This window comes from Psychromonas sp. 14N.309.X.WAT.B.A12, from assembly GCF_030397575.1.
Lineage (GTDB): Bacteria > Pseudomonadota > Gammaproteobacteria > Enterobacterales > Psychromonadaceae > Psychromonas.
In genome coordinates, this window is sequence record NZ_JAPNXS010000013.1 from 96,041 (window position 1) to 103,453 (window position 7,413).

Sequence of the window (7,413 nt, forward strand, 5' to 3'; positions counted from 1 at the left end):
GAAAAGCATTTTTTATTAAATAGAAACACTCTATAGTCTGTCATAAATAAACCTGATAATTGGTAAATAAATAGATATTTAAATCGTTTCTTGAATAATCTACCAATTCGACTCATTGGATCGGCAACATTTTTATGAATAAACCTGTTTTTCTCACTTCTACGACTATTAAATTTAAGCTATTTTTAAGCGCCATTTTTATATTTTTGTTAACCGCTTGTAATCCGGTCACCCCAACGACCGATCTTGAAGAGATGCAAGCACGGCAAACATTAATCATGGGCACCATGAATAGTGCACTGACTTATAGCTTCGATGGCGACAATTACAGTGGATTGGATTACGAATTAGGCAAGAAGTTTGCTAAATACCTCAACCTAAAATTAATTATTAAAGAATATGACGATTTCGACTCATTATTTTCAGCCTTAGAAGATAATGAAATAGACTTTGCAGGAGCTGGCTTAACCTTAACTCCTAAGCGTGCCGAGAAATATCGTAGTTCACCACCTTATTATTATCTTTCACAAACATTGGTTTATCATAAAGGCACTTACCGCCCTCGCGACATTTCAGACATAGATGCGCCAGTTAATGTGCTTAAAGGCAGTAGTCATGAGGAAAATATTAAAGCCTCGTTAATTGACTACCCGGATCTCGTGATCAATGTTTTAGAAAATGAAGACCAAGAGTCTCTATTACAAAAAGTTGCCCAAAAAGAGATTCAATATGCGATTGTTGACAGTACCACTTTGGCACAAAAGCAGCGTTATTACCCTTCACTTGCAGAAGCTTTCACTATCTATGAAAAACAACCTGTAGCTTGGTTAATTCGTAAAGCTCAAGATGACTCTTTTTATTCAGCAATGATTGAGTTCATGGGTAACCAATATAACTCAGGTACCATTGCTAAAGTTGAAGAAAAGTATTTTGGCCACATCGGTGACTTTGATTACGTCGACACACGTATTTTCTTAAAGCGTATTGATAGCCGCTTACCTAAATACGAAGCGCTATTTAAACAATATGCCACGCCTGAAGTGCCATGGTTATTACTTGCATCAGTGAGTTATCAAGAGTCACATTGGAACCCAAAAGCCACCTCCCCAACGGGTGTTCGAGGCATGATGATGTTGACCTTAGACACCGCTAAATTTGTAGGAGTTAAAAACCGTGTTAATGCAGAACAAAGTATTCAAGGTGGTGCCAAATACCTCACACAATTAATCAAACGTTTACCTGAAAGCATCCCTGAAGATGAACGAATTTGGTTTGCATTAGCCTCTTATAATATTGGTTTAGGGCATCTATTAGACGTGCGAAGAATTACCAAAATGCGCGAGCAAAATCCAGATTCTTGGGCTGATGTCAAAGAAAACTTACCACTATTACATGAGCGAAAATGGTACACCAAAACCCGTTACGGTTATGCCCGTGGACGCGAAGCGAAGCATTATGTTGATAATATTCGAGAATACTTAGAAACATTAACTTGGCATGCTCAAGAGCAAGAAAAAGCACTTAAATTAGCGGAAGAGCAAAAAGCAGAAGAAGCAAGATTGGCAGCAATTGCAAAAGCCGAGGAAGAAAGACTAGCGGCTATTGAATTAGAAAAACAAAAAAAACTTGAAGAGGAAAAATTAGCCGAAGCACAACGTCAAGCAGCAATTGAAGCTGAAAATCAAGCAAGGATAGCAGCTGATAAACAAGCAGAAGAAGCTAAGCAAGCCGCGTTAGAAGCAGCAGAAAAAGCTGAAGCAAAGGCAGCGGCCAAATTAGCTGAAGAACAAAAAGAGCAAGCCGAAGCGGCCGTAAAACTAGCCGAAGAACAAAAAGCACAGGCCGAAGCCGCTGCTAAGCTAGCAGCTGAGCAAAAGGCACAAGCAGATGCTGCTGCTAAATTAGCAGAAGAACAAACACAAACAGAACCAGCCCCCAAAGTAGATCAAACGACAGTTACCCCTTAATGGACTTTTAGTGGGAGGCTGAAGCCTCTCACTAACACCAATCAAACTAGCCTCGAAGCAACTAACCCTACCCTGTGCCCCAGACAAGTAACAACAAAACCTATTAAATTAATAAAAACAATCGATTTAGACAATCCTAAAACTTCATTTATGATGACTGATATTAACTTCCAATAATTATAAAGGCCTTGCAATGAGCAAAAAAACAATTAGCCAAATCATGAAAAACAACCCCATCACATTACAGTGCCACACATCGCTAACTGATATCGTAAAAACCTTAATTAGTAGTCAACAATCACAATTACCAGTGGTTAATAACGAGAAAAAGTTACTAGGAATGGTATCGTTAGTAGGATGTCAAAAAGCATTATTAAGCAGTGCTTACCATTGTGATAAACCAGTACAGGTTGATAACGTCATGGCGATAGACTTTAATACATTCAATGCCGATGAAGATTTATCTGAAGTCGCCATTAAAACGCAGCATTTATCGGATAATATATTCCCTGTTGTGAAAGGCGATAAGTTAATCGGCATTATGAAACGAACAGATTTACTGACACACTTACAAAACAATTTATCTTTGTGTTCGCAAAAGCAGTTGTAATCCTTTTCTAAGGGATAAATGAAGCTAAAATGAAAAATACAAATTTAAAGGGTAAGCCTTAGAAAATGAATAAAGGTTGATTTGTAAACAACAGATCAACCACTTAGTAAGATCCTACCTTGATTTAACTCAACCTAAGCCACGATACAAAAATAGTTTTCTGTACAAATGCATTAAAAATAGGCAGAGTGCACACCCTTTTTATTTTAAGAGCGACATCAATGAACGTAATATTGGCAATGATAGCTGCATTTTTTTGGGGTACAACCTATGCAGTAACACAGTACACTTTAAGCGGATGGCCGCCTCTATTATTGGGAGCATTACGCGCATTGCCAGCAGGTTTACTGCTACTCGCCTTCAAACCAAATTTACCAAAAGCACATGAATGGCCTGTATTAATACGATTAGGCTCGATTAATATCGCCCTGTTCTTTGGCTTATTATTTATTATGGCGCAAACACTGCCTTCTGCTATATCAGGGGTTGGCATGGTTTCATTACCGGTATTTGCCATGTTTTACTATTGGATTGTTCATAAAAGTACACCAACGAAGGTGCAACTGATCTCAGGAGGTACTTTAATCACACTTGCGTGGTTCTTATTTGACCCATTACATCTGAAACTTAACCCCGTAGGCTTAGTGGCTATGCTTTGTGCTTTAGCCTGTATTGTGATCGGCAGTAATATCACTAAAAACTTAGGCTTAAAAATGCACTGGTGGCCGGTTTTATGTTGGCAGTTAATTATTGGCGGTAGTATTTTAACCGTGATCGCAATAATGCATGCTTTATCTTCACCAGCACAATATGTCTCGGCTTTACAAAATATTAGCTACCTGAATATTGGCGGCTTAGTCTGGCTAATCGTTCTGAATACCATGTTGGCTTATTCATTATATGTTTGGTTATTAAGCCGAATGACAGTAGTTGAGTTTACTTTTGCAGGCATTAGCAATCCGATTGCAGGGATTTTGATGGGGTTAATATTGGTTGGAGAGCAATTTACTCATATTCAATATGTATTAATGGCTTTGATCATTATGACCTCGTTATTAGGGTCTTTATTAAGTACTTATTTTGCTAAAAAACAAGCTAATAAGCAGGTAAATAAAACCATCATTAACAATGAAATTAAACCTACAGCGACTAAGTCTATTTAACAGAAAATAAAAAACACCTTTATTTATATGCTTTGTTATATAAATAAAGGTGTTAAATATTATTCATTTTATTAGCGAATAAGCTTAATCTTTCTTTTCAATGGTTACTTGTATATTTTTACTATTACCAGCAAACCACTTTTGAACATATAAACTCCCGACAATTGGTGCTTGCCCCTCTTCTGGCACTTCTTTATAACGGACGCTGTTTTTAGTCTCTTTTTCTATTTCAAAATTAACGACTTTATTGCTCATTATTGCGCTCCTTTTTTAAGGCTTTTTTTTCTTTACGACGGCGTTTAAAGAAATCACTGATTTTTGTCGCACATTGTTCGGCATCAACACCAGCTGTAACTTCAACTTGATGGTTCAGTTGTTCATGACGCACTAAATCAAACACGCTCCCCGCCGCACCGGTTTTATAATCACCCGCACCATAAACTAAACGTTTGATACGAGAGTGTACAATCGCACCTGCACACATAGGACAAGGCTCTAAAGTCACGTATAAAGTACAATCAATTAGACGGTAGTTTTGTAAATATTGTCCAGCTTTGGCAATAGCATTCACCTCTGCATGGGCACAAGCGTTATGTTCAACAATCGACAGGTTCCAACCTTCACCAACAATTTGGTTATCTTTAACCAGCACAGCACCGACAGGGATCTCGCCAAGCGTTTCAGCTTTATCCGCTAAAGATAAAGCATATTGCATCCAGTCATGGTCGGTAAAATGTTCAGTATTCATGGTACTAAAGAATCAAAGAGTAATAGAGGTCAGTTAATTCTGCACCGCAGATTAAATAAACCCAACCTGCTATCGCTAAATATGGGCCAAAAGGCATTGGTTTGCTTTGTTTATCCTTAGATAAAGCGATCATAATAATGCCCAAAATGGCACCAGCAAATGAAGAGAGAATAATAATTAAAGGCAGCGCTTGCCAACCAAACCATGCACCTAACGCAGCTAATAATTTAAAGTCACCGTATCCCATGCCCTCCTTGCCCGTCAGGAGCTTAAACGCCCAGTAAACTGACCAAAGGGTCAAGTAACCAAAAACAGCGCCTAAAACCGCATCCTGAAGCCCTATGAAGGTATCAGACATATTCACCAGTAAACCTAACCAAACCAATGGTAAAGTTAACTGATCCGGCAGTAACATAGTATCTACATCAATAAAGGTTAAACTAATCAAGGTCCAAGTGAACAATAGTGCAAATAAAACAGGCCAACCAAACGGAATGACATAAGCAACAGCTAATGACATTAAACCAGTCAATAACTCTATGCTTGGGTAACGAGCAGGGATATTGCAATCACAATGCTTGCAACGACCTTTTTGTAGCAACCAGCTGACTAATGGAATATTTTCAAGTGAACCAATCAAATGATTACATTTAGGGCAACGCGAACGAGGTAGTACTAAATTGAAGGTGGAATCGTCAACTTTAATATTACTGTCAGGAAATGTTTCTGCACAATCAGCTTCCCAACTACGTTGCATCATCACAGGCAAGCGATAAATCACCACATTTAAAAATGAACCAACCAATAAGCCTAAGACTAAAACAAGCCCAAAATAAAAAGAGGGAACTTGTTCCATCAATGTGATCACGTCACTCATAAATGCCTTCATTGTTAATATTTAAATTAATGCGGGTAAAAATTCAGCATCACCAGATTTATTGGTAATGCTGAATGTAGGTGGTTAATCACACTGATTAACGTCATCAAAGCTATAGACTGTTAATGAAAACATTCTATAGCCGTATTAACCAATATGAACAATATCAAATAGATTATGCTTTAACGCAAATCTCATCATCAACAAAGAAATAAGCAATCTCACGTGCAGCAGATTCAGGGCTATCTGAACCATGTACCGCATTTAAACGAGTAGACTCAGCAAAATCAGCACGGATAGTACCCGCAGCTGCTTGTGTTGGATCAGTTTTGCCAATAAGTTCACGATAAGCAGGAATGATATCTTCACCCTGTAATACTAACGCCATCGTTGGGCCAGATGTCATGAAGTCAATCAATGGCTCATAAAAATCTCTGCCTTCATGCTCTGCATAAAATCCTTCTGCTTGCTCACGCGTTAATTGCATTAGTTTTGCAGCAACAACAGTGAAGCCAGCTTGTTCGAATCGTTGTAAGATAGTGCCAATTAGTTGTTTACCAACAGCATCAGGTTTAATCATGGAAAGTGTTCTTTCTAATGGCATAATAGTTTCTTAAATTAGTTAATGGGACTCATAATATACCCTGTATAGACACTGGCTATCAATAACAACCTGACCATTCAGAACTCAATATCACATTTCCTTCATATAGATGGGTATTTATCGTGCAGTTTTTATTTAAGGCAATACAAAATGCGAGCTAATTTCAATATAAAAAAAATCATCTTAATATCCTTAATAGTGCTGATTGCAATTGTTCTCTGGTTTATTAGTAATGGTTTACTCCCTCATACGCCGGCACAAATGACCATTATTAATCAAGAACAAAGGCAATATTCAGCGACTTGCCCTGCATTGAGCGAACCTTTATTAACGACGAATAATAGCGTTTTACCAACGACCTTTTCTTTATTAAATTGGAATATTTATAAACAACAAAATACACAATGGTTAGCGCAATTAACTAAATGGGCAAAACAAGCCAACTTACTAACGTTACAAGAGGCTAAATATGAACCTGCTTTAAAACTTTTTTTACAACAGCAAAAACTTTCATCTTTACAAAATATAGCCTTTGAATATCAACAGATTAATTATGGTGTAAATACCTTAAGTAGCGCGACTGCGCTGCAAGTTTGTGGAACTCGTTATACGGAACCCTGGAGTCGAATCCCTAAAAGTGCAATTGCATCAACTTATCAAATAGCAGGAAGTACCAACCTTTTATTAGTTGTGAATATACATGGGGTGAACTTCACACTAACCTCAACACCATTAGCCGAACAATTAACTCCTTTTATCGCCTTAATCAAGGATCACAAAGGTCCAGTTATTGTAACTGGTGACTTTAATACATGGAGTGAAGCCCGAACATCGGTTGTCGATCAAGCATTAACAGAATTAGGTTTAAATGAAGTGACTTTTACCACGGATAACAGGCTAAAAATATTCAATACCCCCTTAGACCATGTTTTTTATAAAGGCTTAGCTGTCACTAATGCCCGAAGTATTCCAACCAATGCTTCCGATCACACACCGCAATTAGTCACTTTTATACCAATTGCATTAAATAAGTGATCTAAATTTTGCACCGGAAAAATGACTGAGTTCAAGGCGTAATTTAAGTCAAATAGTCGTTCTATTTACGAAAATTACAACGAAGAAATAAGTGATTTTAACAAGTAAAATAGATCCGTTAATTAGTGCGATTGGCATTAGTGCAACAATTGAGAATTGATCTACTGAGTAGGCTAATAGTATTTAGATAAATAATTTTTGAAAAGTAAGGTTGTTTGATTCTTTAGGATATTAGGATACTTTAGGAAGTAAATTTGAAGCGGTACACGAGACTAAAAAAACAGGTGACCCCAGCACTTAATCCGGGCAAGGTTGTTTGATTCTTTGGGATATTAGGATATTTTAGTAAGTAAATTGGAGCGGTACACGAGACTCGAACTCGTGACCCCAACCTTGGCAAGGTTGTGCT

The 7,413-nt window shown here is 37.6% G+C and carries 8 protein-coding genes; 4 read left to right on the forward strand and 4 right to left on the reverse strand.

The window, feature by feature from the left end; translation table 11 throughout:
• Positions 1-134: 134 nt before the first annotated feature.
• From mltF to OW492_RS15165, 3 genes are all read left to right on the forward strand, one after another.
• Complete coding sequence (gene mltF / locus OW492_RS15155) at positions 135-1,967, forward strand: membrane-bound lytic murein transglycosylase MltF (RefSeq protein ID WP_290041203.1); 1,833 nt, start codon at positions 135-137, stop codon at positions 1,965-1,967.
• 193 nt (positions 1,968-2,160) lie between these two features.
• Positions 2,161-2,577, forward strand: coding sequence for a CBS domain-containing protein (locus OW492_RS15160; RefSeq protein WP_290041205.1), 417 nt, complete (start codon positions 2,161-2,163; stop codon positions 2,575-2,577).
• Positions 2,578-2,798: 221 nt separating this feature from the next.
• Positions 2,799-3,740, forward strand: coding sequence for an EamA family transporter (locus OW492_RS15165; RefSeq protein ID WP_290041207.1), 942 nt, complete (start codon positions 2,799-2,801; stop codon positions 3,738-3,740).
• An 84-nt stretch (positions 3,741-3,824) separates the two neighbouring features.
• Here the strand turns inward: OW492_RS15165 and OW492_RS15170 are convergent, their stop codons facing one another.
• From OW492_RS15170 to ndk, 4 genes are all read right to left on the reverse strand, one after another.
• Entirely contained in the window at positions 3,825-3,995 is a 171-nt protein-coding gene (locus OW492_RS15170; protein ID WP_169727660.1) for a hypothetical protein, read from the reverse strand.
• Positions 3,985-4,488, reverse strand: coding sequence for a tRNA adenosine(34) deaminase TadA (gene tadA, locus OW492_RS15175; RefSeq protein ID WP_290041211.1), 504 nt, complete (start codon positions 4,486-4,488; stop codon positions 3,985-3,987). The genes OW492_RS15170 and tadA overlap by 11 nt, the downstream gene beginning before the upstream one ends.
• Positions 4,489-4,492: 4 nt before the next feature.
• Positions 4,493-5,365: an A24 family peptidase gene (locus OW492_RS15180; protein ID WP_290041213.1), complete on the reverse strand. Its 873-nt coding sequence runs from the start codon at positions 5,363-5,365 to the stop codon at positions 4,493-4,495.
• Positions 5,366-5,540: 175 nt separating this feature from the next.
• Entirely contained in the window at positions 5,541-5,969 is a 429-nt protein-coding gene (gene ndk / locus OW492_RS15185) for a nucleoside-diphosphate kinase (protein ID WP_290041215.1), read from the reverse strand.
• Between the two features lie 150 nt (positions 5,970-6,119).
• Here ndk and OW492_RS15190 point away from each other — a divergent pair, with 150 nt between their 5' ends.
• On the forward strand, positions 6,120-7,004 hold the full coding sequence (locus OW492_RS15190; RefSeq protein ID WP_290041218.1) for an endonuclease/exonuclease/phosphatase family protein: 885 nt from the start codon (positions 6,120-6,122) through the stop codon (positions 7,002-7,004).
• The last annotated feature ends 409 nt before the right edge of the window (positions 7,005-7,413 follow it).